This window comes from Muricauda brasiliensis, from assembly GCF_003057865.1.
Lineage (GTDB): Bacteria > Bacteroidota > Bacteroidia > Flavobacteriales > Flavobacteriaceae > Flagellimonas > Flagellimonas chongwuensis.
The window spans coordinates 303,900-330,600 of record NZ_QBTW01000016.1; the positions used below are offsets into that span (position 1 = coordinate 303,900).

Sequence of the window (26,701 nt, forward strand, 5' to 3'; positions counted from 1 at the left end):
ATAACTTTAAGTTTCCTTAAGAATTGGATCCTACCTTCGATTTTCAAAAAGTACCATGTTGACCAAAATCTTTCCGGCCCGGTATGCATTGTTGAGGGCTTTTGTTCTTATTTTTTTGTCCATTTCCCTTGTGGTTCGGGGCATATTGTTGGTTTGGGACTTTCAGGAGACCGATACCGGTCCCTTGTCCCTTATTTGGACGTTTGTAGTCGGTTTTGTGTTCGACTTGGCGACACTTTCCTTTTTTGTGATTCCCTATCTGGTTTATCTTGTGTTGGTGCCCTCCAAATGGTCCGGTTCCCTCTTGGATCGGGTCCTGACCTTCTTTGGGTTCTTTTTGGGCATCTTTATCCTATATTTTTCGTTTCTGGGGGAATTTACTTTTTGGGATGAGTTCCATAGAAGGTACAATTTTATTGCCGTGGATTATTTGATCTATACCTATGAGGTCGTGCAGAACATCAATGAATCCTATCCCTTGCCCTTGTTGATCGGAACCCTTCTGGGGCTGGTGGCGGTGACCTTTTGGTTGTTGTTCAGGTTTGGGGTCTTTCAAAGGACTTTTACCCCTGGCACCCATTTCGCACAACGGTCCTTATCAGCTGTACCATGGTTGGTGGTCTTGGTGCTCTCGGTATTTTTATTGACCAATGAACAGGCGGAATGGTCAAGCAATCGCTATAACAACGAAATTTCCAAAGCGGGCATCTATTCCTTTTTTGCGGCCTTTCGGAACAATGAACTTTCGTTCCCGGATTTCTATATGACCGTTGAAGATAAAGAGGCATTTGCCCGTGTGAAAAATGAACTGGCCAAGGATGGGGCAACTTTTGTGCACCCTGATGCGGAAGAAATCCTTCGAACCGTAACAACCACGGACAGTATTGTGTTGGACGTCAGGCCCAATGTGGTCTTTATCTGTGTGGAAAGCCTTAGTGGAAAGTTCCTGAAATCGTTCGGGAACGAACTGGATCTGACCCCAAATCTGGATTCCTTGGCAGGGGAAAGCCTCTTCTTTACCCAACTGTATGCCACAGGTACACGCACCGTAAGGGGCATGGAGGCCATCACTTTGAGCATTCCCCCTACACCGGGGAGAAGTATTGTCAAACGGGTGGACAATGCAGGGCTGTTCACCATCGGGGAGGTGTTCGAACAAAAAGGGTATGAACGGAACTTTTTCTATGGAGGGGATGGCTATTTTGATAATATGAACTCCTTTTTTGGGGGCAATGGTTTCAACATTGTGGACCGTGGCCGTGGATTTCTAATGGATAAGAGCATCCGGACCAAAAGGACCAATATCGATGATGACGAGGTCACCTTTGAAAATGCATGGGGTGTCTGTGATGAGGACATCTACAATAAAGTTTTGAAAGAAGCGGACCGGGCCTACGGTGCAGGGCAGCCTTTTTTTGATTTTGTGATGACCACTTCCAATCACAAACCTTATACCTATCCCGAGGGGAAAATAGACATTCCCTCCGGTACGGGACGGAATGGGGCGGTAAAATATACGGATTATGCCATCGGGGAGTTCCTTCGTAAGGCCAAGGGAAGACCATGGTTTGCCAATACGGTCTTTGTGATCATGGCTGATCATTGTGCCAGCAGCGCAGGCAGGTGGGAATTGGATGTGCAGAATTACCAGATACCCGCACTGATCTATAACCTGCCTCAAAAAAATACAGGAAAGATCAATAACCTTTGCTCACAGATCGATATGTTTCCGACCCTGTTCGGCTTATTGGGCTGGGACTATACCTCCAACCTTTTTGGAAAGGATGTACTACAGATGGCACCAGAAGAAGATAGGGCCTTCATCGGTAACTACAGAAAGTTGGGGTTGTTGAAAGGGAACCAGGTCATGGTACTTGGAGACCAAAAGAATGCCAATTTCTATGATTGGGATCCTTCCGACAACAGTCTGAAAAGTATCCCTACGGACCGGGCTTTTCTCGATGAGACCATTTCGTGGTACCAGGTGGCTGATTTCCTCTATTCCAATGGAGGGCTTAAACTTCAGGATTGATGGGGCATCAGAGAATTCATTTTATTGTCAATCCCATTGCGGGCAAGGGGGAAAGGGTGCTCAATGAGGCCTATTTAGATCAGTTTTTTATCAAGAGCTTTCATCGGTTGACCGTAAAATATTCCCAATACAAGACCCACGCCACCGGTCTGACCAAGGAATCGATAGCTGAGGGTGTGGATATCATCGTGGCCTGTGGTGGGGATGGGACCATCAACGAAGTGGCCTCCTGTCTCGTGGGGACCGGCATCCCTTTGGGCATCATTCCCTTTGGTTCGGGAAATGGCTTGGCATCCAACCTCCATATTCCCAAAAACCTGCATGGGGCCCTCGGACTTTTGCGGAATGCACATACCATCCGCATTGATGCTGGGCGGATGAACGATTGTTATTTTTTCAGTAACACCGGGGTAGGTTTTGATGCCAGTGTCATCAAGAATTATGAATCTTCCAATAGGCGCACTTTATCCGGATATCTGGGAGCATGTATGACCTCATTCAAGGAATTGAAGAAACCTCAGGAAATCGGGATCAAGGCCAATGGGATGCAATGGAGGACAAACCCCTTTCTGGTGTTTGTTTCCAATATCAATGTGATGGGGTATCACCTGAGCCTTACGCCACAGGCATCTTTACAGGATGGGCTTTTGGATGTATTGGTCATTACCAAGATCAACAGGTTCAAAATGTTGGTATTGGGCGTTCTGCTCTTAATCAACAGGCCCTATTTGCTCAAGGAAGCAACACATTTTCAAACCACAGGTCTTGATCTATCAGGACTACCCGGTGCCCATTTCGATTCCCAGATCGATGGGGAGTTCCATCCCATGGAGGACAATACCATTTCCATCGGCATTGAAAAGAAAGCCTTGACCGTCATTGTACCCAGACCAAAAGGATGATGGATAGTATTTCGGGCGCAACTTAAAATTGTCTTTAGATTTCAGTACTACTTTGGTTCCATAATGTTAGGGGAGGATCTTTGGTCCCAATCCCACAAACGAATTATACCATCATGGAAGTACTGTTTTTTGTAGCCACTGGAATCAAGAAAAACATGTCGGCCTTAGGGTTGTCCTTGCTTTTAACCTGTACGGTTTGGGGCATCCATGCCCAGGACAAAACCCTCCAAACGGCAGGGGACGTCTTGCTGGTTTCCCTGCCCGTGGCCAGTCTTACCGGGACATTACTCATCGGGGACCAAGAGGGGAGTTGGCAGTTTACCAAAGGGTTTGTGTTGAACCAGGCCTTGACCCTTGGGATGAAATACGCCATCAACAAACCAAGGCCCTCTGACAATGGGTACCGTGCCTTTCCATCGGCCCATACCTCCACTACCTTTCAAAGTGCTGCCTTTTTACAAAAACGTTACGGTTGGAAATTCGGGGCGCCTGCCTATGCCTTGGCGGCATTTACGGGCTATAGCCGTATTCAGGCCCACAAACATGATGGTTGGGATGTCCTTGCGGGAGCCGTGGTGGGTATCGGAAGTTCCTATCTGTTCACAAGACCCTATAAGGAAGATCGCATGGAGCTTACTTTTTCAAGTGATGGACAAGGGGTCGTCCTTGGATTTAATTATGTCTTTTAAACAATTAAATTAATGAACAGTTGCACGATGAATGAGTAGGAGATTGCCTTTGGGCTCTTAATGGTGAACAACTTGTTCTTGGCCTGAAAACATGTTTAAGCCTTAATATGAGGGTGGATAAAAGATTTTGTATGTATTCCTTCGGTCCCAAAGTTTAATTGTTATAGTCATGTTATGTCAAAATCCAGCACCGGACATACCAGAATCCAGTATTCTCTTCGTAGTGGCCTAATAGGATTTCGGGAACACTGAAAATCCGTATTGCTATTGGGAATGCACCCTTTTATATGCAAAATTGCTCTATTTGCCTATCATCCTTTGATCTGATTACTTCCTATCTTACGTTTTAACAACTGCGCATTGATGGCCACAATGATGGTGCTCAGGCTCATGAACACCGCACCAACGGCAGGGCCCATGACAAACCCTGAGGAATACAGTACACCGGCGGCCAACGGAATGGCGACTACATTGTAGGCCGTTGCCCAAATCAGGTTCTGGATCATTTTGTTGTAGGTGGCCTTACCGAACAGGATGAGATTGGCAATATCCTTGGGGTTACTGTTGACTAAGATGATGTCGGCGGTTTCCGCCGCAACGTCCGTACCGGAACCAACGGCAATGCCCACATTGGCCTTTGCAAGGGCCGGGGCATCGTTCACACCGTCCCCGGTCATGGCCACGAACTCGCCCTTACGTTGGAGTTCTTCCACTATTTCCACTTTTTGGTGGGGCAACACTTCGGCATAATAGCCATCCAAACCGAGTTTTTCGCTAACGGCCCTGGCCGTTTTTTCATTGTCCCCGGTGGCCATCAATACCTTGATGTCGTTCTTCTTGAATACCTGGATGGCATCTTGGGATTCCGATCGTATCTCATCGGCCAGTGCAATGTATCCGGCCAGTTTTTCCTCGATCAACACAAATACCACGGTTTCGGCGGCATCGCTATAGGCGTCTTTGGGAATGGGAATGTTGTTGTCCCTTAAAAAACCGGGACTGACCACTTTTACCGGTTTGTCCTCCACGGTTGCCTCGACCCCTTTTCCAGTGATCGCATGAAAGTTCAAGGGATTGGGAATGGTGACCTTTTCCTCTTGGGCCCTTTTGATGATACCCACGGCAATGGGGTGTTCCGAGCTTTGTTCCAAGGCACTTGCCAGGCGAAGGACTTCATCCGGGGAATAGTTGTCATCGACCGATTGGATTCGGGTAACGCCAAAATCACCTTTGGTCAGGGTCCCTGTTTTATCAAACAACAAGGCCGATATCTTCCGGGATTCCTCAAAGGCGGTCCTGTTGCGGATCAATAGGCCGTTTTGGGCGGATACCGCGGTGGAAATGGCCACCACCAAAGGGATGGCAAGACCCAGGGCATGGGGACAGGCAATGACCATAACGGTCACCATGCGTTCCAGGGCATAAACAAAGGGGAAACCCAGGGCCAACCATACCGCCAGGGTCCCAAAACCAATGGCCAAGGCGATATAGGTCAACCATTTGGCGGCCCTATCGGAAAGGTTCTGCATTTTGGACTTGGTCTTTTGGGCCTCTTCCACCATCGTGATCACTTTGTTGAGGTAACTATCCTTGCCCGTGTGCTCCACTTTGATCTTTAAGGTGCTGTTGCCATTGACGGAACCGCCGATCACCTTGTCCTTTTTCTCTTTCTTTACAGGTTTCGATTCCCCCGTGAGCATGGATTCGTTCAGGTAACTGCTGCCTTCGACGATGGTACCGTCGGCTGGGACCTTTTCCCCCGGCTTGACCAATATGATGTCATCTTTCAATACCGCTTCCAATGGTATGTCCTCTATGGTTTCCCCTTTGACACGGTGTGCTTCGGCTGGCATCATGCTGACCAACAACTGTAAGGCTTTTGAGGCACCAAGGACGCTCTTCATCTCTATCCAATGCCCGAGTAGCATGATGGCTATAAGGGTGGACAGTTCCCAGAAAAAGTCTTGGCCCTTCAGTCCGAATACGGTGGCCGTGCTATAGAAATAGGCTACGGAAATGGCCATGGAGATCAAGGTCATCATTCCCGGTGCACCCTGTTTTATTTCTGACCAAAAACCTTTCAAAAAAGGCCATCCCCCATAGAAATATACAATGGTGGAAAGCCCGAAAAGAAAGTAGGGGTTGCCCGGAAGCAGGAATTCATATCCAAAAAAATCCTGGATCATGGGTGATAGGAACAAAATGGGTATGGTGAGTACCAGTGTTGTCCAAAATCGCTTTCGAAAGTCGGCGATCATCATTTTGTGGTGGTCGTGGCCCATTTGGCCATGTGCGGGGTTGTGCCCCGAATGGTCCCCGGGGCCATGGTCCATTTTGGAGTGGTCGGTCTTATCGTGGTTCATCCGTGAATGGTCGTGGTGTTGGTGCTTTTCCATCATCGGTCCTTTTTAAGGGTTATCGTAATTTTTTTCTCATTTTTTCAGAAATGTTTTCGGCATAGACGCCATAGGCATCCACTAGGATGCCCCTAATGCCATCCTTGGAGGATATGGCGTACAGCACGCTGTTGTCATCGGTGCTGCTCATCCCCTCAAAACGATGGGTCTGGTCGACCTTAAAGTCTTCCGGTCGAATTTCGATTTTAAGGGAAGCGCATTCCAGACAATGGGGCTTGAGATTAAAATCATAGGTATAGCCCTTTGCCTGTAAATCGGATATGGCTTCTGAAAGGGTATCATAATTTTTCATAGGGTTTCGATTTTGGGTTATTGTGATATAACCATTTGTTGTTACAATCTCCATTGATAAATCGTCGTTTTTACAACAGATCAGAATGTATTGTCCTGAAAATGCCCCAGCCATTTAAAGGACGAATGTCCTTACAAAGGGACAAACCAGGGCATAGTGCCCAAGGTGGAAAAAAAAATCAAATCAATAAAGTCCTGTGGAGGATAGGGAGGTTTCGTTCGACCCAAGGGGGGATATAGTCTTTAAAAGGAACAATGCTTTCCTGTAGACCACCAAAGCGATCGGTATGGTAAAAAATGGAGGTATATGGAACTAAGAGTGTATCGAAATCAAGGTCAAAAAATCGAACCATCAGGTCATCCTTGCCAAAATTGGCATAAGTAGCGGTGCTACAGCAATTCTTTTGCTCCAAAGAACACTTCCTTAAGGGGCTTTTGGGGCTTTGAAGCTTTTGGTCGCAGGGTTTTGCCTTTCCTGTCACGGAAAAACTGACCAATTTGTTACAACAAAAATGGGCGTTGGAAGCAAAGGAAGTCGTACTGACCAATACGGAACAGGCTAGAAACAGGGATAATATTTTCGATATGGTTTGCTTCACCTATTAAAATTAAAAAAAATAGTACACCGATCATAAAACATATTGAAATCAATTCGATCTTAACTCACTCATACATTAATAGTTTTTTGTATTCTGATAATGTGGATTGTTCCTGTTTCAAAAGTATGGGAACTACTTATGAAAAAACATGATGGACATCATGTTTTGGATTGGGTGGAACAACTTCATATGCCCATTCGATTTCTGTTGCTTGGGCAACAGGTGAAGCTAAAGGTCAATGTGCCCGATCCACCGACAGGATGTGGTATGGGACAACCTTTGTGGCCCGGCCTAAGAAATTGGTATACCATTATTCCCTTTGGAAGACAAAATAGCATAGCCCGTCCTTCCTTCATTTCTGACATAAGGCCGACCTGAAAAAGCCGTTATGTCATTGCTGGCCAGGGAACGTTGTGTCACACTATATGTAATTGAAAATCAAACCGATGATTTTGTGGGACCTGCTTAGGGTCAGGGCTGTGGAATAGCCAGGATTTTACATGAAATCGCCATAAAAAATATGTTAAATAAAATAGGGTTGTTAAAATTATTGTAGTTTTGTAATCGCATATGAAACTATTTTGGTTCAAAATATTATCTTGTTTCATGGCACTGAATGTGCTGGCCTCCACATTTTCCTTTGCGGTGGGGCAACACTATTGTGGTGAGGATCTTGTTGATTTTTCCTTCTTCGGTAAAGCGGAATCCTGTGGAATGGATGTGCAACAAGCTTCCGATTCGCATGAACATAATCTGCAAAAAAATGGATGCTGTGAAGATGAGACACTTTCTGTCCTCGGGCAGGAAGATCTTCTACTTTCAGTTGAAAATGTAAGTATAGGGGAGCATCAGTTCCTAATTGCCTTCACCTACAGTTACATCAATCTTTTTGAGGGATCACAGGAAAATATAGTTCCTGTCGTACATTACCCTCCGCCCCTTTTGGTCAAGGATATTCAGATTCTTGATCAAACTTTCCTTATTTAAGAGCATATCGATGACGTTTGGCCGTGCTATGGTTTTTGGCATGGCCCTAGGTATTTATTGCCTTTGGAACAATTTCACTATTTCCAACACAATAAACTCATGATATGCTCAATAAAATCATAAAATACTTTTTAGAGAACAAACTGGTGACCGTTCTCGTTTTAATAATGTTGGTTACCTGGGGGATTGTCACTTCCCCCTTCAATTGGAATACGGGCTTTTTGCCCAAAGATCCGGTGCCCGTGGATGCCATTCCCGATATTGGGGAAAACCAGCAAATTGTTTTCACGCAATGGCCCGGACGTTCGCCACAAGATATCGAGGATCAGATTTCTTATCCAATGACGACCTATTTACTGGGGATTCCAGGAGTGAAAACAATCCGTAGTTCATCCATCTTTGGATTTTCCAGTATCTATATCATTTTTGATGATGATGTGGAATTTTATTGGTCGCGTTCCCGGATCCTGGAAAAATTGAATTCACTTCCCACGGGTCTGCTGCCCGATGGTGTTACCCCGACTTTGGGTCCCGACGCCACGGCATTGGGACAGGTATATTGGTATACCTTGGAAGGAAGGGACAAGGATGGCAATCCTACGGGAGGATGGGATCTGCACGAGATACGGACCGCCCAGGATTTTTATGTGAAATATGGATTGAATGCCGTGGACGGGGTGTCCGAAGTGGCTTCGATCGGGGGTTATGTCCAAGAATATCAAGTGGATGTAAATCCGGATGCCCTAAAGGCCTATAATATCCCCTTATACAAGGTCATGGAGGCCGTACGGAAGTCGAACAGGGATGTGGGCGCCAAGACCATTGAAGTCAATCAAGCAGAATATTTGGTCAGGGGCTTGGGATATGTCAAAAATACGGAAGACATAGAAAAGGCCGTGGTTGCCGTCTTTGACAATGTCCCGGTTCGGATCAAGGATATTGGGGTGGTCAGCTTGGGACCGGCCACACGAAGGGGCGTGCTCGATAAAGGGGGCGCCGAAGTGGTAGGTGGCGTCGTGGTCGCCCGTTATGGTTCCAATCCCTTGGCGGTCATCAACAATGTGAAGGACAAGATCAAGGAAATCGCGCCCGGCTTACCTAAAAAGACCTTGGCCAATGGTGTGGAAAGCCAATTGACCGTGGTCCCGTTTTATGACCGGACACAGCTCATCCACGAGACCATAGGCACTTTGGAAAATGCCCTGTCCCACGAAATACTGATCAGCATCATCGTTGTACTGGTACTTGTCCTCAACTTGAGGGCCTCTGTGATCATATCCAGTCTATTGCCCGTCGGGGTGCTAATGACCTTTATTGTCATGCAATATGCCGGGGTAGATGCCAATGTGGTCGCGCTTTCCGGAATAGCCATTGCCATAGGGGTGATGGTGGACGTGGGGATCGTGTTCGTCGAGAACATTATCCGACATTTGGAAATGCCCGAGAACCATGGTGCCAAGGGCAAGGAACTCATTCAGGTAATATATAGGGCCACCGTGGAAGTGGCCTCGGCAATTACCACCGCATTGGCGACCACTGTCGTGAGCTTTGTGCCTGTCTTTGCCATGCAATCGGCAGAAGGCAAGTTATTTAGGCCCTTGGCCTTTACCAAGACCTTCGCCCTGTTGAGCGCCTTTGTACTGGGAATCGTTGTACTGCCTGCCTTGGCCCATTTTGTACTGGGGGTGGATTATGACAAGAAACGGGTGCGACGATTTTGGTCCATTCTATTGATATCCACTGGGCTTATCTTTGCATTCTATGCCCAGATGTGGTTGCCATTGGTCATTTCACTCATTGGGTTGAACAATTTGATGGAACCCAAATGGCCGGAGCACTATAAATCGTTTCCCAACTATATCAATTTGGGATTGACCGTTTTTATCGCCTCGTTCTTCCTGACCGAGGAATGGATGCCCTTGGGACCCCAAAACGGTATTGTGGTCAACTACTTTTTTGTGTTGTTCCTAGTGGGCATTATCCTGGCCGCTTTGATGGGAATCGTACATTTCTATACCCCGGTCCTAAAGTGGTGTCTGGAAAACAAGGGAAAGTTCATGCTCATCCCATTCGTGACCCTGTTTTTTGGGGTATTGGTTTGGCTGGGGTTCGATAGCACCTTTGGAATCGTGGCCAAAGGCTTTGAATCGGTAGGTTGGAAAAGTGTCAGACAGACCTCGGGATGGCAGGCAGCTTCCAAGAGATTCCCGGGAATAGGGTCCGAGTTCATGCCATCGCTCAATGAAGGTTCGTTCCTGTTGATGCCGACATCCATGCCGCATTCAGGGGTGGAATACAACAAAAGGGTGGTTGGACAGTTGGATATGCTCTTGGGAAGCATACCCGAAGTGGACTTGGTTGTCGGTAAACTCGGTCGCGTTGAATCCGCACTGGACCCTGCACCCATTTCCATGTATGAGAACATCATCAACTATAAACCTGAATTCATTGTGAATGAAGACGGACATAGGGTCCGTTATAAAGTAGATCGAAAGGACAGGTTCATTACCCAGCATAAAGACACTTTGACCAATGAGGAGGCCTTGCAGCGAGGGATTGCCGAGAAGGACCTGATCGTGGATGAGGACGGTGAGTTTTTCCGAAACTGGAGGCCCCATATCAAATCCCCCAACGATATCTGGGATGAGATCGTAAAGGTCACCAAGATCCCGGGCATAACCTCTGCTCCCAAATTACAGCCCATTGAAACCCGGTTGGTGATGCTGCAGACCGGAATGCGCGCTCCCATGGGGATCAAGGTTTTTGGGCCCGATTTGAAGACCATCGAGGATTTTGGGATGCAATTGGAAGGTATCTTGAAGGAAGTGCCCTCGGTCAAGGCAGAAGCCGCATTCGCCGATAGAATAGTCGGCAAACCTTATTTGCACCTCAATATCAACAGGGACGGGATATCCCGATATGGTTTGAACATTGAAGATGTGCAGCAAAGCATCGAAACAGCGATCGGTGGGATGAAGATCACCTCCACCGTTGAGGGAAGGGAACGTTTTCCCGTGCGGGTGCGCTACCCGAGGGAATTGAGGGACGACCCGGAATCGTTGAAGAAAATTTTGATTCCCACACCGGTAGGGGCGCAAATTCCCTTATCCCAAGTGGTGGATTTTGAATATGTCCGCGGGCCTCAGGCCATCAAGAGCGAAAACACCTTTTTGGTGGGCTATGTGCTTTTTGATAAACGGGACGGTTTTGCGGAAGTCGATGTGGTGAACGATGCCCAGGAAGCCATCCAGAAAAAAATCGATGCAGGGGAATTAACGGTTCCCGCCGGAATAAGCTATAAGTTTTCTGGGAGTTATGAGAACCAAATCAGGGCAGTGAAAAGACTGTCCATTGTCATACCGATCAGTTTGATCGTGATTTTCTTGCTCCTGTTTTTTCAGTTCAAGACGGTCATCGCATCCTCCATCCATTTTTCAGGCGTTTTTGTTGCTTTTGCGGGAGGTTTCATAATGCTCTGGCTCTATGGTCAGGATTGGTTCATGAATTTTGCCATTGCAGGGGTCAACATGCGCGATCTGTTCCAAATGCACACGATCAACTTAAGCGTTGCGGTTTGGGTAGGATTTATCGCGCTTTTCGGTATTGCCACCGATGACGGTGTCATCATGGGTACGTACATCCACCAGGTTTTCGAGGAAAAGAACCCTCAAACCGTACCGGATGTGAGAGCGGCGGTTCTGGAGGCAGGGAAAAAAAGGGTTCGTCCCGCCATGATGACGGCCGCAGTGGCCATTATCGCCCTTTTACCAATACTCACCTCGACCGGAAAAGGGGCCGATATCATGATTCCCATGGCCATCCCGACTTTTGGGGGAATGACCATACAGATCATGACCATGTTCGTGGTCCCGGTACTCCAAGCCTATTGGAGGGAAACAGTCATTAAAAATCGCAACAAAGCATTGAAAAAAATACAGTAAAATGAAAAAGGTAGTGACCATTATATTTATCTTGACAAGTATCCTATCCAATGGCCAGACCTTGGAGGACTACTTTGAGATTGCTGCTGGGAACAACCCGGGGCTGCTTTCACAGTACAAAGATTTTGAGGCGGCGTTACAAAAGGTACCGCAGGTGAAGGCTTTACCAGATCCAAACCTGTCCTTTGGGTACTTCATCTCCCCGGTCGAAACCCGGGTAGGGCCCCAAAAGGCAAGGTTTTCACTGACCCAGATGTTTCCTTGGTTTGGAACCTTAAAGGCCCAAGGTGATGCCGCTGCACTTATGGCAGAGGCCAAGTACCAGTCTTTTTTGGATGCCAGGAACAAACTTTATTACGAGGTTTCGGCAGCTTATTTTCCATTGTACGAACTTAAGGAGTGGGTACGGATCGAAGAGGACAACATCGCCATCCTGGAATCCTACAAGACGGTTTCCAATACGAAATTTAAAAACGGCCTGGGATCATTGGTCGATGTCTTAAGGGTGGACGTGCTTTTAAAGGAAGCCCGGACGAATCTGGGTATCCTTAAACATAAGGAAATCCCCCTTCTGGCGTCCTTCAATAAACTATTGGATCGTAAGGAAGATGAACAAATAAACATCCCTGAGGCCTTTGGGGTCAATGTACTGCCCATTGATTACACAAAAGATTCCTTGGTGGTGGACCATCCGCTCTTGAATTCCCTGGAATTAAAGGTCAAGGCAGCAGAGGCCTCTGAAAGGGCAGCCCTTAAACAAGGCTTGCCAAAAGTCGGGATCGGACTGGACTATGTAATGGTCGATGAGCGAACGGACATGGTGGTTCCCGATAACGGCAAGGATGTATTGATGCCCATGCTTACGTTGAGCCTGCCCCTATTCAGGGGTAAGTACAGGGCAGCCGAAAAAGAGGCCCAATTGATGCAGGAAAGTTATTCCCTGCAAAAAAAGGAAATCACCAATACATTGAAGACCAATTATGAAATGGCCGTTTTTGACATAAGGCAACAGACCGATCTGATTTCCCTCTTTGATGAACAGATCATGGAATCGGAACAAGCACTCAATCTGTTGTTCACAGCCTATGGGAATTCCGGGAAGGACTTCGAGGAGGTGTTGCGAATGCAGCAACAGTTGTTGAAGTATACTAAATTGAAAATAAGCGCATTGACGCAGTATGAAATAGCGTTGGCCAAGTTTAACTATATCACGGCAAAAAAATAATAAGATGAAATCAGAAACACAAAAAATAGTAAAAATAGCCTTGTCCACCCTGGTTCTTGGACTTTTGCTGGGTTGGCTATTGTTCGGAGGCTCGAAGGGCAATGCCACGGAGGAACACCAACATGCTTCGGAAGTATCGGAAGAAACCACTTGGACCTGCTCGATGCATCCGCAGATCAGACAGCCGGAACCAGGAGATTGCCCCATTTGTGGGATGGACTTGATCCCTTTGGAAAGTGATAACGGTTCGGAACTGGACCCTATGGCCGTAAGCATGTCGAAAACTGCCATGCAGCTTGCCAATGTCTCTACGGAAATCGTGGGCAAGACCGCCCCGGTCAAATTGATCGATCTTAATGGCAAGGTGGAAGCGGATGAACGATCGATCTATTCCCAATCTTCCCATATTCCCGGGAGGGTGGAACGGCTAATGGTCAATTTTACAGGGGAGTACATCAAGCAGGGGCAGATCATCGCCTATATTTATTCCCCTGACCTGGTCACTGCCCAAGAGGAACTTTTTGAAGCAAGAAAGGTGGCGGACACCCAACCGCAGTTTTTTAATGCCGCCAAGGAAAAATTAAAAAATTGGAAGCTTTCCGACAACCAAATCGCACAGATACTTCAATCCGGAACCGTTAAGGAGGAATTGCCGATACATGCCGATGTTTCAGGCTACGTTACCGAAAAAATGGTAAACCTTGGCGACTATGTCAACAAGGGCAAGGCATTATATCAAATTGCCAACCTGAACAGCGTTTGGGTACTGTTCGATATTTATGAGTCCGACATGCCCTGGGTAAGAAAAGGCGACGAAGTGGTCTTTACCATACCCTCCCTCCCGGGCGAAAACTTCAAAGGCAGGATTTCCTATATCGACCCGGTGATCAATCCCATGACTAGGGTTGCCAAGGCCAGAATCGAGATCGGGAACGCCGGTTTAAGGTTAAAGCCGGAAATGTTCGCTTCCGGAACCGTGAAAGCAAAACAGCCCATTGCATCAGAAGCGATAACCATTCCTAAGTCGGCAGTGATGTGGACCGGGGAACGTTCTGTGGTATACATCAAGAATACCACATCCAATGGGGTGAATTTTGTGTTGCGCGATGTCACCTTGGGACCATCATTGGGAAATGGGTTCATTGTGAAGGAGGGGCTGCAGGAAGGGGATGAGATCGCGGTAAACGGGACCTTCAGTATTGACGCGGCGGCCCAATTGGCCGGGAAACCGAGCATGATGAATCCTGAGGGCGGGCCCGCCATGACGGGACATAACCACGGAGGCATGAAGATGGGGGATGACAAGGGTACTGGCGGTAGCGATCATTCGGAAATGGATATGGGGGATCCCGGCTTGGAAAACAAAATAGACCATTCCGATATGAACCAGCGAATGACGGCGACAGCGACTTTTAAAAACCAATTGAAACAGGTGTTGAGCGCCTACTTGGAGTTAAAGGATGCCCTTGTCAATGATAATGGTACCAAGGCAAATGCCGCTGCAAAAAAAGTGTTGTCGGCCTTGGAACATGTGGATATGAAACAATTGACGGACAAGAAGGCGCACGGCCATTGGATGACGATATCGAAGGAAATCTCCAGTTCGGCGAATTCCATTTCAAAGATATCGGATGTCAAGGTGCAACGCAACCATTTTAAACAGCTGTCCGCCCATTTATCCAATGGTATCAAGCTTTTTGGGGTGGATCAAAAGATATACGAACAGTTTTGCCCGATGGCCGATAACAACAAAGGTGCCTATTGGTTGAGTACGACCAAAGAGATCAAAAACCCCTATTTCGGAGAGGCTATGTTGACCTGCGGTGAAATCACCGATGAAATGTAATTGAACAAATGTAAATGAATGAATGATGAAAATATTGAAATCTAAAATCTTGTTTTTTGTCCTAACTGCCTTGACGACCCATGTTTTTGGGCAAGTGGGGACAAATGGTGAGGACAGAAAAGAGGAAGGTAGACCCGTTCGGGAATACAATCTTGTACTGGAACAGAACAAATTGACCCTCGGTGGGGTCACTGCCGATGCAATGACCATCAACGGAAGTATTCCGGGACCGGTCTTGGAATTCAACGAGGGTGACCTCGCCCTGATCAACGTGACCAATAAGATGGATGTGGAAACCTCCGTACACTGGCATGGATTGATCTTGCCCAATTTTTATGACGGGGTCCCCTATTTGACCACACCGCCCATAGAACCTGGCACAACTTTCCAATATCGGATTCCGATCAACCAATCAGGTACCTATTGGTACCATTCCCACACCATGCTACAAGAGCAAAAGGGGGTGTATGGCTCGATATTGATCCATCCCAAGGAAAAGACGTTGGACTACGATAAGGATTTGGTCGTGGTGCTTTCCGATTGGACGAACGAAAAGGCCATGAACGTGCTCCGAAACCTTAAACGGGGAAACGAGTGGTACCAGGTCAAAAAAGGGACCGCGGTGCCCTTGAGCAGGGTCATCAAGGAAGGTGCACTAGGTGCACAGCTCAAATTTTGGCGAGATCGTATGGAGGGAGCGGATATTGCGGATATCTACTACCCCGCATTTTTGACCAATGGGAAAACATTGGCCGAATACCCTGATTTCAAACCAGGGGAAAAAGTGCGGCTCCGGTTCATCAATGCCTCTGCCTCCACCTATTATTGGATGGATTTCGGTGGCGGTAACCCCATGGTGGTTTCCGGGGATGGTGTCGATGTGGAGCCTGTTTCCAAAAGTCGTTTTCTTTTTGGCATTGCCGAGACCTATGATGTCATCGTGACCGTTCCTGAAGGCACTTTGGAGGTAACGGCCACGGCACAGGACGGCTCCGGGCATACCTCGTTGCATTTAGGGCAGGGAACGCTTTTTCCCGCAACGATCATCGATAGGCCCGACAAAGTGGCGATGATGAAACAAATGGCCCAAATGGACATGAAAATGGGAGCTCCGGCAATGGCCGGCAACAAGAAGAAAAATACACCCGAATATTTGATGCAAAAGTATGGGATGCAGATGGACATGAAGGATGGCAGCATGGATATGGGTATGCACAATGGGATGTCGATGGATAAGACCGAAATGAGCGGTCAAAAGGATAAACCCATTGCGAAGATGGATGATAAAAGGCCTATGAATGCGAATGAAGATCATAGGCACATGGAGATGGATAAAAAGATGGGGGATATGGCAGGAATGGAAAAGGATTCAACGTCAATGAAATCCACCGGACATAAGGATAAGATGGAAGACCCTATGGTTCAGAATATGCCAATGATGCAGAAAGACACTTCAGCTTTTGATTACGATACCCGTAAAACATATTTCAACTATGATTTCTTAAAAGCAAAGGAAAGTACTACCTATAATGCCGATCTGCCCGTCAATGACATTCTGTTGAACCTGACGGGAAATATGCAACGGTATATCTGGAGTATGAACGGTGTGCCACTTTCAGAAACCGATAAGATCAAGATCAAAGGTGGGGAAGTAACCCGGATCACCCTCAACAACCTGACCATGATGCACCATCCGATGCACCTCCATGGGCATTATTTCAGGGTCATCAATGAGAATGGTGAAAAGTCACCCTTGAAACATACGGTCAATGTGCCGCCCATGCAGAAAGTGGTCATCGAATTTTATAATGAAGAGTACGGGGATTGGTTTTTCCACTGTCATATCCTCTATCACATGATGGGGGGCATGGCCCGGGTTTTCAGTTATGATACCCCAAGGGATGTGAGGATGAAGGATTTTCCTGTTCAAAAGTTGGTAGATGAAACTGACCATTATTATGCTTGGGGTGCTGCCAGATTGGGTTCCAATTTTAATGAACTCTTCCTTGTTTCAAGTAATATCAGGAATGAATTTGGGGTACGGGCAGAATTTGACTACGACCAAAATACCGAGGTGGAATTCAATTATAACAGGTATCTCAATGACTGGGTACGGGTCTATGCAGGGGTGAACACGGAAACCTCCATCCCTGATTCCTATGACCGCTTCAATACAGTGGGACTGATAGGGGTCAAGTATTTTACCCCATACCGCTTTAATATGGATGTGAGTATGGACCACCAGCTGCGTCCAAGAATAAGGTTGGATAGGGAACTATTGCTTTTTCCAAGGATTTTCCTCGAGGGGGAATATGAATTTCGGGCCGATTTTGGATGGGTCAACGATTTGGGGAATTCATCCTATGAAAGTGAGACCCAATGGCTGGTAGGGGCCTCCTATATCCTTTCACGTAATTTTTCAATCCAGGCCAACTATAACAACCGATATGGTTGGGGCGGAGGCCTGCTAGCCCGTTTTTAAATGGCAGAATACAAAAAAAATAGCCTGAGTCTGACCAATACCGTTGCTTTGGGAACTGGTGTGATGATCGGTGCGGGAATTTTTGCGCTCTTGGGTCAGGTTGCCGAACTCTCCGGCCAATGGTTTCCCTTTGCTTTTTTAATCGGGGCAGTCATCTCAGGTTTCAGTTCCTATACCTATGTCAAAATGTCCAACACCTACCCCTCTGCCGGGGGCATTGGCATGTACCTCAAAAAGGTATACGGTAAAACGGCCTGGACCGCTACCGGTGCACTGCTGATGGCTCTTTCCATGGTCATCAATGAGAGTTTGGTGGCCCGGACGTTCGGTACCTACGTATTGGAGCTTTTTGATGTGGAGTCCAAAGCATTCTGGCCCCCGATCCTTGGGGTATTGTTGTTGATCACAGCCTTTATTGTCAATGTGATGGGAAACAAAGCGATCGGGAGGTCGTCCTTGGTCATGGCCATACTAAAAATCGGCGGGATAGCGGTTTTTGCCATTGGTGGCCTTTGGGCAGCTGGATTTACCTTTGATCAGGTCGTTCCTTCCCAGTCCTTGACCGAGCATTCCCTGGTGGATTATTTGGGGGCATTGGCACTGTCGATATTGGCCTATAAGGGTTTTACCACCATTACCAATAGCGGGGATGAGATCGTCGATCCCAAACGTAACGTGGGACGGGCCATTGTCATTTCTTTGGTGATATGTACCCTGGTCTATCTCATGGTGGCATTTGCGGTCTCTTCCAATCTTTCCATCCAGGAAATCATTGCGGCCAAGGACTATTCGCTGGCCGAGGCATCCAGACCCGCTTTTGGAAAATATGGGGTCTGGTTCACCGTTGGTCTGGCGATCATATCCACCGTTTCCGGGGTCGTTGCCAGCATTTTTGCCGTTTCCCGGATGACCACCATGCTCACTGAAAAGGAATTGATACCACATCGACATTTTGGGATGCCCGGGGACATACAGAAACATATGTTGGTGTATACCGTGGTGATTGCCATAGGGCTCACCGTGTTGTTCGATCTGAGCCGGATCGCTGCATTGGGGGCCATCTTTTATTTGATCATGGATATCGGGATCCATTGGGGGGTCCTAAACAATCTACGAAAGGAAATCGGTGCAAATCCCATTATCCTCATTACGGCCCTTGTGCTGGATGTACTGGTGTTGGGCGCCTTTATTTGGTCAAAGGCCGGTAGTGATCTTTTGGTGGTCATTGTTGCCCTGGTATTGATGGTGCTTATTTTTTTCGGGGAACGATTGTTTTTGGGGAAAAAGCGTACGGTCGAGGAAGAATAAGGGTAGAGTGCCTGCGTGAGAGAAATGGAAAATTAGATGAAAAAATTAAAATAGTAACAATAATGGGGGATAATACAAATATGCCGACCCCGGGCAATCAAAATGAGGAATTAATCTTAAAATCAATTACAATGAAAAGAACAACAGTTACATTAAGTACAATTGCCATTGCGCTATTGACCGTTACCGTGATTTCCTGTAAGGACGGTAAGAAGGAAACAAATGACAAGGAAGGAGCCCATATGGAGATGGGAACGGAAGAGGGCCATCACCATGAGAGCTCTGCGGGGGAAATGGACCACGGGACCATGGACCATGATATGGGTTCGTCCGATGCACAGGGCACATCTGTGATCGATAGCTACCTCCAACTGAAGGATGCCCTGGTGGCGGACAATAAGGATGAAGCGGCCAAATCGGGCCAAGCCTTGGCCAGTGCCTTGGGCAGCTTTGATATCAGCGGATACGATGAACAGCAACAGAAGGAGCTGTCCGATATCATTGAAGTGGCCAAGGAACATGGGGAGCATATCGCCAAAAGTGATATCGGTCACCAACGGGAACACTTTGAGGGACTGGGCAAGGATATGGTCGATTTTATTGCCATAACCGGGACTTCCAAAACCTTGTACCAACAATTCTGCCCCATGTACAACAACAACCAAGGAGGAACGTGGCTCAGCGCAAGCAGCGAAATCCAGAATCCATTTTTTGGAAGTAAGATGTTGACCTGTGGTAAGGTGCAAAAGGAAATCAATTAAATGAAAGTACTGAAAATCATAGTATTGGTAGTGCTGTTGGGATTTGTGGGCATCCAGTTTGTGCCCACAGATCCCAACTTGAGCGATGTGGTTCCCGATACGGACTTCATGTCGGTGAACCAGGTTGCCAAGGATATCGAACACGATTTGCGGGTATCTTGCTATGATTGCCACAGTAACAACACCCAATACCCGTGGTACAATAAGGTCCAACCCATCGCCTGGTTTTTGGAAGAACACATCAAAGAGGGAAAGGAAGAACTCAATTTCAATGAATGGGGCGACTATTCGGATCGAAGAAAAAGGAGCAAACTAAAGTCCATCGCAAGTCAGATCGAAGACGATAAGATGCCCCTATCTTCCTATACCCTGATCCATAAGGATGCAAAATTATCGGTGGAAGAGAAAGAACGGATATTGACCTTGGTAAATGATCTAATGGAAGAATTGGATAATTGAAAATGACATGGAAATTACCCTAAAACCGGGACAAACGATATTGCTATTGTTGTTGGTCATGTCCGGTTACTATGAATGAGGAAATAAAGTCCTGAAAGGGAGGGGAACACCCAAAGTTGATTGGTTGGTGAGTTAGTTAGTTAATCGTTCCCTTCCCTTGTCAGGCACTAATGGAAAAAAAGGATGAAAGATTGTTGTCGTGACAATGGACCTGTGCAGCCGAAAAAGGCCATTTTAAAAAAATGGTTGGCCCATATCCTGTATGGGATCGTCATTTCGATTGTCCTGGGAGCCTTTATCATACAATATATACTAACCTAAACAATGCTAAAACAAACCAATGAAACGTATTACTTTACAGATTTTTCTAATGGCCGTATTTCTCACAGGGACAAGCTTTGGCCAAACAAACCCTAACAAGGAAAACCTAGACCAGGACAGGGCCGCTGTGCTGAGGATTTTGGAAAGCTATAAAGAAGCACTGCAAAACTTGACCACGGAAGGTACCTTGGAGCTTTTTGCGGAAGATTCCGAAGTTTTTGAATCCGGGGGCGTGGAAGGCACCTATCAACATTATCACGACCATCATATAGGTCCAGAACTTGGACATTTCAACAGTTTTAGGTTCTCGGATTATACCATTGAAGTGAAGGTGGAGCTACCCTTTGCCTTTACTACGGAAAGCTATGTCTATACCATTGGCCTAAAATCGGAAAATGGAGGTGAGGGCAAAACGATCAGCAGAAAAGGGGTTGCCACCACCATCCTTAAAAAAACGGATGGGGATTGGAAAATTGTAAAGATGCATAACTCCTCACGGAACAACGGGAAGAACTAATGGTCGGAAGAAAAACATCGATGAAGGTCAGAAAGATACATAGATATCTTGGCCTATTTATTGGGATCCAGTTCCTAATGTGGACCATCAGTGGACTATATTTTAGTTGGACGGACATTGACGAGATCCATGGAGATCAATTCATCAAGGAGCATCCGGACCAGTCAGAATTTGGGAATTTAATTGCTCCCAATGGACACGGGAACGTTAAAATCAAATCTTTGGAAATGAGAAATATAGGGGGGAGTCCCTATTATTGGATCAATGGTGGGGTTTTGATGGATGCACAAACGGGGGAGATCAAAAAGGGTATCGATGAACAACAGGCCTTGGCCGTTGCTTCACAGTATATGTTGCCCGAACTTAAGGTCAAAAGTGTTGAAAGACTCACCCAAACAGGTGGGCAGCACGAGTATCGTGGACGTCCATTACCTGCCTATGTGATCACCTATGAAACGGATGAAAACCTTAAAGCGTATGTCTCAGAGACCGATGGGTCGTTTCAACGTGTAAGGCATCGGTCCTGGAGATGGTTCGATTTTTTGTGGATGACCCATACCATGGACTATCAGGGACGGGACGATTTTAACACCATGGTTTTACGGATTTTTTCCCTGATGGGATTGATTACCGTTTTGAGCGGATTCTTGTTGTGGTATGTCAGCTCACCAACGATCAGAAAATTATGGAAAAGGCGATAGTTCAAACACATTGACATACTTATTTGGCAAAGGACTCCTTAGGAGCAAATAGTTGACTATTGTGCCAGTTGAACCATTTTGGGAAAAATGAGCGAACTTAGGAGGCAAAGACGAAAGAAAAAAAGGGGGCTGGCGAAAAGGAAACGGGATCCGGCCAAGAAAAGAAAGGAAAAAAGAATGAAAATCCTTGGCATATTGGCCTTGATATTGATCGTTATATTGGCAGTGGTCGTCATTTTTTTGAAGGCCCTGTGGAAATTCACTGCATGATATGGAAGTTGGGTCCAGTAAATCGAAAGATGTGTTGTACATCAAAAACATGGTCTGTCCGAGATGCATCATGGCCGTCAAAGGTATTTTGGACGATGAGGGCATTCCCTATATGAATGTGTCGTTGGGTGAAATAACCCTCAATGGGAAAATCACGCCTGAAAAACGGGAAGGTCTCAACGAACGACTTGAGAAAATTGGATTTACGATCATCAACGATCGTAAAGGTCAGTTGATAGAACAGATCAAAAACCTAGTGATTGAGGCGATACACTACACCGGGCCCATGGAAAAGGTCAAATGGCCCGAATACCTTTCCGATGGATTGCATCTTGACTATAAGTATCTTAGTTCGCTGTTTTCCGCGGTGGAAAGCATTACCCTGGAGCAATATATCATCAACCAAAAGATTGAAAAGATCAAAGAGTTTCTTGTTTATGACGAATTGGGCTTAAAGGAAATAGCGTTTCAATTGGACTATAGCAGCGTTGCCTATTTAAGCAACCAATTTAAAAAAGTTACTGGAATGACACCTACACAATTTAAGAAAAGTGCCATACAAAATAGAATATCGCTTGATGATATTTAACCTCTACCATTAAAGGCGCAATACCTTTCCAAGGAACCAGCCTCCTAAACGCTATTTAAAAAACACCTTTCTTCGCAAATGGGTCAAGGTTTGTTTTTTTTCAAACAACGCCCTTATACAGAAAGTGTTACTTTTCCCATACGTGTTGGAACCAACATTGTTGATTCTAGGGTGTAAAATTGTTAAAATAAAAAATGATTACAACATGAAAAGAAGATACCAAATAGAAGGAATGACTTGTGATGGCTGTAGGGGGCACGTTGAAGAAGCTCTTTTCAATGTGGCCGGTGTAGCCGATGTAGCGGTCGATCTTAAAAACGCAGAAGCTACAGTGGAGTCGCAATTTGAGGTCCCCCTTGAAAATCTACAAAAGGCATTGGAAAATAAGGGGGGTCAATATAGAATACAAGCGATGAACAAAGCCAATTGAACCGATATACGATCACTGGGACAGGTAAATTGTCAGGCCTACAATTGGAATGGAACAATACAATACTCGAAAGTCAAGGAATAATCACAATAACCAGATAAAATTTGCACAATGGAAGATAGTCAAAGGAAATCCAATAATTATTTAAAGTTTTTTGCGATGATTGGTACTTCAATGGTCGCCATGTTTTTTTTAATGTACACCCACTCATATCAAATCATTGATCACTTTTGGTATAGTGAGACTAGATTTTTCATGACTTTGATCATGGGGGGATCGATGATCATTATTATGCTGCTATATATGCTACAGATGTATAAAGACCGACGCAAGAACATGTCAATATTAGCCTTGGGTGTTTTGTTGATTGCAGGTGGGATATGGCTGGTCAGGAGTCAGGTTACCGTATCAGGAGTCGACTACATGGAAGGAATGATACCCCATCATTCCATTGCTATTTTGACCAGTGAACGTTCTCAAATAAAAGATGTCAGGGTACGGGAGCTTGCCAATGAAATTATCAAGGCACAACGCAGGGAGATAATGGAAATGCAGTGGTTGATAAACGACATCAAGGAAAATGGAATAGTGGAAACCGAAGCAGGAAAAGAAAAGCGGCCTATTCCTAAATTCGAGGGATCGCTTAGCGAAGAAACAAAGAATCTGGCCGAATGAGAGGCGATTACCTACAACCAATGTTCTTGTTTTGCCCCAAGTTCACTACAATGGCTTGTACTATCGAATATATTCTAAACTGATCGGGGCAAATTCTCCAAAAAAGATTGACGTGGGCGAACCTGATCTCATAGATGTTGCCGAATTCTATAAACCACTCACCAATTAAGGTTAAGTACTTGACGAGGAAAGATAAAAGGTGATTTTTCGGAAAATTCTACAACTCTTTCAGTAAATAACGTAACAGTCCATTTTAGGTCTATTCTGAAATTTGTACCATACAAATCGGAGTAGAAAATGGATGCAATCGATATTATTGAGGACACCGAAAGGAAAGCGAAGACGGTGTCAAAAAAATCTTTCCCGGTCACTGGAATGACCTGTGCTGCCTGTGCATCCAGCGTGGAATCCATGCTGGGCCATACGGAAGGGGTCTACAATGCCAGTGTCAACTTTGCCAACAGTACGGTCCTTGTGGAGTATGACAGTGCTATGGACCTAAGCGATCTTCAAAATGCGGTACGTCAAATCGGTTATGATATAATTGTGGATGCCGAGGATCCTACCGAAGTACAGGAAGAGCTTTCGAAAAAGCATTATGTATCCATAAAAAAGCGAACCCTTTGGTCCGCTATTTTGACACTTCCCATTTTCCTTCTGGGGATGTTTTTTATGGATTGGGTCCCGGGTAGGTGGATTTCGTTGGTACTTGCCGTTCCTATCCTGTTCTGGTTTGGCCGAAGCTTTTTCATAAATGCCTTCAAACAGGCCAGATTCGGTAAGGCCAATATGGATACCTTGGTCGCACTTAGTACGGGCATTGCCTTTTTGTTCAGTGCATTCAATACCTTTTTTCCTGAATTTTGGCTCAGTAAAGGCATGGAACCCCATGTATATTATGAGGCGGCCACAGTGATCATCACCTTTATTTCATTGGGGAAATTATTGGAAGAAAAGGCAAAATCAAATACATCCTCCGCCATAAAGAAATTGATAGGGTTGCAGCCCAAGACCTTAAAGGTGATAGCAGATGGGGAGGAAAGGGAAATCCCTATTTCTTCGGTCAAGGTAGGTCAAACGATATTGGTCAGACCGGGAGAGAAAATCCCTGTGGATGGAACGGTGTCCAAAGGAAGTTCCTATGTTGATGAAAGTATGATCACAGGCGAACCCGTCCCTGTAGAAAAGACAAAGGATGAAAAAGTTTTTGCCGGTACCGTAAACCAAAAAGGAAGCTTTCAGTTTGTAGCTGACCGGGTGGGAGGGGAGACCCTTTTGTCCCAGATCATCAAGATGGTGCAGGAAGCACAGGGGAGCAAAGCGCCCGTACAAAAATTGGTGGACAGGATTGCCGGTATTTTTGTTCTCGTGGTAATGACGATTTCACTGGTGACATTTATCACCTGGATGTTCCTGGGAGGTGAGGACGCTTTTACCCATGCACTGTTGACCGCAGTTGCCGTATTGGTAATAGCTTGTCCCTGTGCGCTGGGTTTGGCAACCCCCACGGCCATCATGGTGGGAATCGGCAAGGGGGCCGAACACAATATTCTCATCAAAGATGCGGAAAGCCTGGAGTTGGGTTACAAAGTGAATGCCATTGTCCTGGATAAAACGGGTACCATAACTGAAGGAAAGCCTGTGGTGACCGATATGGTCTTTGCGGACCATGTGACCGATCACAGGGCCCTGGAGCAAATTTTATATGCCATGGAAGGACAGTCCGAACATCCCTTGGCTGAAGCCGTGGTCTCCTTTTTAAAAAATAGAAAGGTAAATCCGGTCGAAATTTTGAACTTCAATAGTATTACAGGAAAAGGTGTTCGCGCTGAGGCATTGGATGGAACCCAATACCTTGTGGGCAATCATAAGTTGATGGTCGAAAAAGGAATCGCCATGGATGACAACCTGGGGCACATGGTCGAAGGGTTAGAGCAGGAGGCCAAAACGGTCATATACTTTGGCGGTGGAGGCAAGGTGAAGGCGATTTTGGCCATTATGGATAGTATAAAGGAATCCTCAAAGGAAGCCATACGGGAAATGCAGGGGAATGGTATGGAAGTTTACATGATGACCGGTGATAACAAGATGACCGCCGAAGCCGTATCACAACAGGTGGGTATCAAAAGCTATGAAGCCGAAGTACTCCCATCAGAGAAAGCTGATTTTGTGAAAAGGCTTCAAGAAAGTGGAAAGGTGGTCGCCATGGTGGGCGATGGTATCAATGATTCGCAGGCACTTGCCCAAGCAGATGTCAGTATCGCGATGGGCAAAGGGTCCGACATTGCCATGGATGTCGCGAAAATGACCTTGATCACCTCTGATTTAAATGCCATTCCCAAAGCGTTGAAGCTCTCCCATAAGACCGTTATAGGTATAAGGCAAAATCTTTTTTGGGCCTTTATATACAATATCATTGGAATTCCTATAGCTGCAGGGCTGCTGTATCCGATCAATGGATTTTTGTTAGATCCGATGATCGCTGGTGCCGCTATGGCTTTTAGCAGTGTATCGGTCGTATTGAACAGTTTGAGGCTTAAAACGATTAAACTATAGTAATTTTCTAATTTAAAATCGATGAACATGAGTACATTACAATTCAAATCAAATATTAAGTGCAGTGGGTGTGCCAATACCGTAAAACCATTTTTGGATAAGGTGGATGGCGTGACCGATTGGTCTGTTGACTTTGCCTCCCAAGACAAATTGTTGACCGTACAGACTACAAGTGCTACGGAAGAGGAAATCACTTCTGCTGTTGAATCGGCTGGATATCATTTGACCAAGAAATAAAGGAATGTCCAGAAGAATATATTAAATGGTTCGAATAGGGTTGGGGGTTACCTTAATCCTATTCGGGTTGTATAAGTTTATTGGATTTTTCTACACAACTTCGGTATAGGCATGGTCATTGGTAGTATTGAAAACATCGCAAGATTCAGGTATCACTGCAATCAAAACCTCTAAACTTGATTGTGTCCATCATGTAAGGTGGACCAGTAATGGCTTGGCTGGAACACCGGTGGCAAAAATCTAAATCTTGTAATTTATACAGCTAGTTTAAAAATGACAATCAAAGTTCTTATTATATCTGCTTGTCGATAGGGCGAATAGATACTCATCCTGTTTGTGATGAGATTTTGAACTCACAAAAATTCCTTTGTCTATTTTGATTTAAAATTAAATAAAACAAGATGGTGTGGTTTGATTTTAAATATCGATATTTACGTTGTGAAAATCATTATTTCACACGAAGATG

Annotated in this window: 22 protein-coding genes; 19 read left to right on the forward strand and 3 right to left on the reverse strand. The window is 45.9% G+C overall.

Annotated elements, in window-relative coordinates:
* Window positions 1-55: 55 nt before the first annotated feature.
* From DCK90_RS13475 to DCK90_RS13485, 3 genes are all read left to right on the forward strand, one after another.
* Complete coding sequence (locus DCK90_RS13475; protein WP_108246721.1) at window positions 56-2,032, forward strand: LTA synthase family protein; 1,977 nt, start codon at window positions 56-58, stop codon at window positions 2,030-2,032.
* A complete protein-coding gene (locus DCK90_RS13480) occupies window positions 2,032-2,934 on the forward strand; it encodes a diacylglycerol/lipid kinase family protein (protein WP_108246722.1) in 903 nt (300 codons plus the stop codon). The genes DCK90_RS13475 and DCK90_RS13480 overlap by 1 nt, the downstream gene beginning before the upstream one ends.
* Before the next feature lie 113 nt (window positions 2,935-3,047).
* Window positions 3,048-3,623: a phosphatase PAP2 family protein gene (locus tag DCK90_RS13485; RefSeq protein ID WP_108246723.1), complete on the forward strand. Its 576-nt coding sequence runs from the start codon at window positions 3,048-3,050 to the stop codon at window positions 3,621-3,623.
* Window positions 3,624-3,934: 311 nt separating this feature from the next.
* Here DCK90_RS13485 and DCK90_RS13490 read toward each other — a convergent pair whose 3' ends face one another.
* The 3 genes from DCK90_RS13490 to DCK90_RS13500 form a co-directional block, all read right to left on the reverse strand.
* Window positions 3,935-6,022 (reverse strand): copper-translocating P-type ATPase, encoded by a 2,088-nt coding sequence (locus DCK90_RS13490; protein ID WP_394339713.1) that lies wholly within the window; start codon window positions 6,020-6,022, stop codon window positions 3,935-3,937.
* A 16-nt stretch (window positions 6,023-6,038) separates the two neighbouring features.
* Window positions 6,039-6,332: a phosphoribosylpyrophosphate synthetase gene (locus DCK90_RS13495; protein ID WP_090294862.1), complete on the reverse strand. Its 294-nt coding sequence runs from the start codon at window positions 6,330-6,332 to the stop codon at window positions 6,039-6,041.
* Between the two features lie 178 nt (window positions 6,333-6,510).
* Complete coding sequence (locus DCK90_RS13500) at window positions 6,511-6,930, reverse strand: HYC_CC_PP family protein (RefSeq protein ID WP_108246724.1); 420 nt, start codon at window positions 6,928-6,930, stop codon at window positions 6,511-6,513.
* Window positions 6,931-7,068: 138 nt separating this feature from the next.
* Here DCK90_RS13500 and DCK90_RS13505 point away from each other — a divergent pair, with 138 nt between their 5' ends.
* From DCK90_RS13505 to DCK90_RS13585, 16 genes are all read left to right on the forward strand, one after another.
* Complete coding sequence (locus DCK90_RS13505; RefSeq protein ID WP_159075843.1) at window positions 7,069-7,308, forward strand: hypothetical protein; 240 nt, start codon at window positions 7,069-7,071, stop codon at window positions 7,306-7,308.
* A gap of 192 nt (window positions 7,309-7,500) precedes the next feature.
* Complete coding sequence (locus tag DCK90_RS13510; protein WP_067035961.1) at window positions 7,501-7,917, forward strand: HYC_CC_PP family protein; 417 nt, start codon at window positions 7,501-7,503, stop codon at window positions 7,915-7,917.
* A gap of 104 nt (window positions 7,918-8,021) precedes the next feature.
* Window positions 8,022-11,858, forward strand: a complete 3,837-nt coding sequence (locus DCK90_RS13515) for an efflux RND transporter permease subunit (RefSeq protein ID WP_108246726.1) — start codon at window positions 8,022-8,024, stop codon at window positions 11,856-11,858.
* A gap of 1 nt (window position 11,859) precedes the next feature.
* The gene (locus DCK90_RS13520; RefSeq protein ID WP_108246727.1) at window positions 11,860-13,083 is read left to right on the forward strand and encodes a TolC family protein; all 1,224 of its coding nucleotides are present in this window, start codon (window positions 11,860-11,862) and stop codon (window positions 13,081-13,083) included.
* Between the two features lie 4 nt (window positions 13,084-13,087).
* The gene (locus DCK90_RS13525) at window positions 13,088-14,929 is read left to right on the forward strand and encodes an efflux RND transporter periplasmic adaptor subunit (protein ID WP_108246728.1); all 1,842 of its coding nucleotides are present in this window, start codon (window positions 13,088-13,090) and stop codon (window positions 14,927-14,929) included.
* Between the two features lie 25 nt (window positions 14,930-14,954).
* Window positions 14,955-17,411: a multicopper oxidase domain-containing protein gene (locus DCK90_RS13530; RefSeq protein WP_108246729.1), complete on the forward strand. Its 2,457-nt coding sequence runs from the start codon at window positions 14,955-14,957 to the stop codon at window positions 17,409-17,411.
* Entirely contained in the window at window positions 17,412-18,719 is a 1,308-nt protein-coding gene (locus tag DCK90_RS13535) for an APC family permease (protein ID WP_072882339.1), read from the forward strand.
* A gap of 131 nt (window positions 18,720-18,850) precedes the next feature.
* Window positions 18,851-19,480, forward strand: a complete 630-nt coding sequence (locus DCK90_RS13540) for a DUF3347 domain-containing protein (protein WP_072882340.1) — start codon at window positions 18,851-18,853, stop codon at window positions 19,478-19,480.
* A complete protein-coding gene (locus tag DCK90_RS13545) occupies window positions 19,481-19,939 on the forward strand; it encodes a heme-binding domain-containing protein (protein WP_036385864.1) in 459 nt (152 codons plus the stop codon).
* A 340-nt stretch (window positions 19,940-20,279) separates the two neighbouring features.
* Complete coding sequence (locus DCK90_RS13550) at window positions 20,280-20,777, forward strand: YybH family protein (RefSeq protein WP_072882341.1); 498 nt, start codon at window positions 20,280-20,282, stop codon at window positions 20,775-20,777.
* The gene (locus tag DCK90_RS13555; RefSeq protein WP_108246730.1) at window positions 20,777-21,478 is read left to right on the forward strand and encodes a PepSY domain-containing protein; all 702 of its coding nucleotides are present in this window, start codon (window positions 20,777-20,779) and stop codon (window positions 21,476-21,478) included. Before DCK90_RS13550 ends, DCK90_RS13555 begins: the two co-directional genes overlap by 1 nt.
* Before the next feature lie 271 nt (window positions 21,479-21,749).
* Window positions 21,750-22,337, forward strand: a complete 588-nt coding sequence (locus tag DCK90_RS13565) for a helix-turn-helix domain-containing protein (protein WP_036383511.1) — start codon at window positions 21,750-21,752, stop codon at window positions 22,335-22,337.
* Window positions 22,338-22,542: 205 nt separating this feature from the next.
* The gene (locus DCK90_RS13570; RefSeq protein WP_159075844.1) at window positions 22,543-22,767 is read left to right on the forward strand and encodes a heavy-metal-associated domain-containing protein; all 225 of its coding nucleotides are present in this window, start codon (window positions 22,543-22,545) and stop codon (window positions 22,765-22,767) included.
* A 336-nt stretch (window positions 22,768-23,103) separates the two neighbouring features.
* A complete protein-coding gene (locus DCK90_RS17125; RefSeq protein WP_234414759.1) occupies window positions 23,104-23,442 on the forward strand; it encodes a DUF305 domain-containing protein in 339 nt (112 codons plus the stop codon).
* 297 nt (window positions 23,443-23,739) lie between these two features.
* Window positions 23,740-25,998 (forward strand): heavy metal translocating P-type ATPase, encoded by a 2,259-nt coding sequence (locus tag DCK90_RS13580; RefSeq protein ID WP_108246733.1) that lies wholly within the window; start codon window positions 23,740-23,742, stop codon window positions 25,996-25,998.
* 27 nt (window positions 25,999-26,025) lie between these two features.
* Window positions 26,026-26,235: a heavy-metal-associated domain-containing protein gene (locus DCK90_RS13585; protein ID WP_051947607.1), complete on the forward strand. Its 210-nt coding sequence runs from the start codon at window positions 26,026-26,028 to the stop codon at window positions 26,233-26,235.
* The last annotated feature ends 466 nt before the right edge of the window (window positions 26,236-26,701 follow it).

Excerpts from the sequence above, each read along its gene's own strand:
- DCK90_RS13510 (WP_067035961.1), top strand. The coding sequence starts at position 7,501 with ATGAAACTATTTTGGTTCAAAATATTATCTTGTTTCATGGCACTGAAT.
- DCK90_RS13570 (WP_159075844.1), top strand. The coding sequence starts at position 22,543 with ATGAAAAGAAGATACCAAATAGAAGGAATGACTTGTGATGGCTGTAGG.
- DCK90_RS13540 (WP_072882340.1), top strand. The coding sequence starts at position 18,851 with ATGAAAAGAACAACAGTTACATTAAGTACAATTGCCATTGCGCTATTG.
- DCK90_RS13490 (WP_394339713.1), bottom strand. The coding sequence starts at position 6,022 with ATGATGGAAAAGCACCAACACCACGACCATTCACGGATGAACCACGAT.
- DCK90_RS13535 (WP_072882339.1), top strand. The coding sequence starts at position 17,412 with ATGGCAGAATACAAAAAAAATAGCCTGAGTCTGACCAATACCGTTGCT.
- DCK90_RS13515 (WP_108246726.1), top strand. The coding sequence starts at position 8,022 with ATGCTCAATAAAATCATAAAATACTTTTTAGAGAACAAACTGGTGACC.
- DCK90_RS13555 (WP_108246730.1), top strand. The coding sequence starts at position 20,777 with ATGGTCGGAAGAAAAACATCGATGAAGGTCAGAAAGATACATAGATAT.
- DCK90_RS13585 (WP_051947607.1), top strand. The coding sequence starts at position 26,026 with ATGAGTACATTACAATTCAAATCAAATATTAAGTGCAGTGGGTGTGCC.
- DCK90_RS13520 (WP_108246727.1), top strand. The coding sequence starts at position 11,860 with ATGAAAAAGGTAGTGACCATTATATTTATCTTGACAAGTATCCTATCC.
- DCK90_RS13530 (WP_108246729.1), top strand. The coding sequence starts at position 14,955 with ATGAAAATATTGAAATCTAAAATCTTGTTTTTTGTCCTAACTGCCTTG.
- DCK90_RS13565 (WP_036383511.1), top strand. The coding sequence starts at position 21,750 with ATGGAAGTTGGGTCCAGTAAATCGAAAGATGTGTTGTACATCAAAAAC.
- DCK90_RS13485 (WP_108246723.1), top strand. The coding sequence starts at position 3,048 with ATGGAAGTACTGTTTTTTGTAGCCACTGGAATCAAGAAAAACATGTCG.
- DCK90_RS13525 (WP_108246728.1), top strand. The coding sequence starts at position 13,088 with ATGAAATCAGAAACACAAAAAATAGTAAAAATAGCCTTGTCCACCCTG.
- DCK90_RS13545 (WP_036385864.1), top strand. The coding sequence starts at position 19,481 with ATGAAAGTACTGAAAATCATAGTATTGGTAGTGCTGTTGGGATTTGTG.
- DCK90_RS13480 (WP_108246722.1), top strand. The coding sequence starts at position 2,032 with ATGGGGCATCAGAGAATTCATTTTATTGTCAATCCCATTGCGGGCAAG.
- DCK90_RS13495 (WP_090294862.1), bottom strand. The coding sequence starts at position 6,332 with ATGAAAAATTATGATACCCTTTCAGAAGCCATATCCGATTTACAGGCA.
- DCK90_RS13475 (WP_108246721.1), top strand. The coding sequence starts at position 56 with ATGTTGACCAAAATCTTTCCGGCCCGGTATGCATTGTTGAGGGCTTTT.
- DCK90_RS13505 (WP_159075843.1), top strand. The coding sequence starts at position 7,069 with ATGAAAAAACATGATGGACATCATGTTTTGGATTGGGTGGAACAACTT.
- DCK90_RS13580 (WP_108246733.1), top strand. The coding sequence starts at position 23,740 with ATGGATGCAATCGATATTATTGAGGACACCGAAAGGAAAGCGAAGACG.
- DCK90_RS17125 (WP_234414759.1), top strand. The coding sequence starts at position 23,104 with ATGTCAATATTAGCCTTGGGTGTTTTGTTGATTGCAGGTGGGATATGG.
- DCK90_RS13550 (WP_072882341.1), top strand. The coding sequence starts at position 20,280 with ATGAAACGTATTACTTTACAGATTTTTCTAATGGCCGTATTTCTCACA.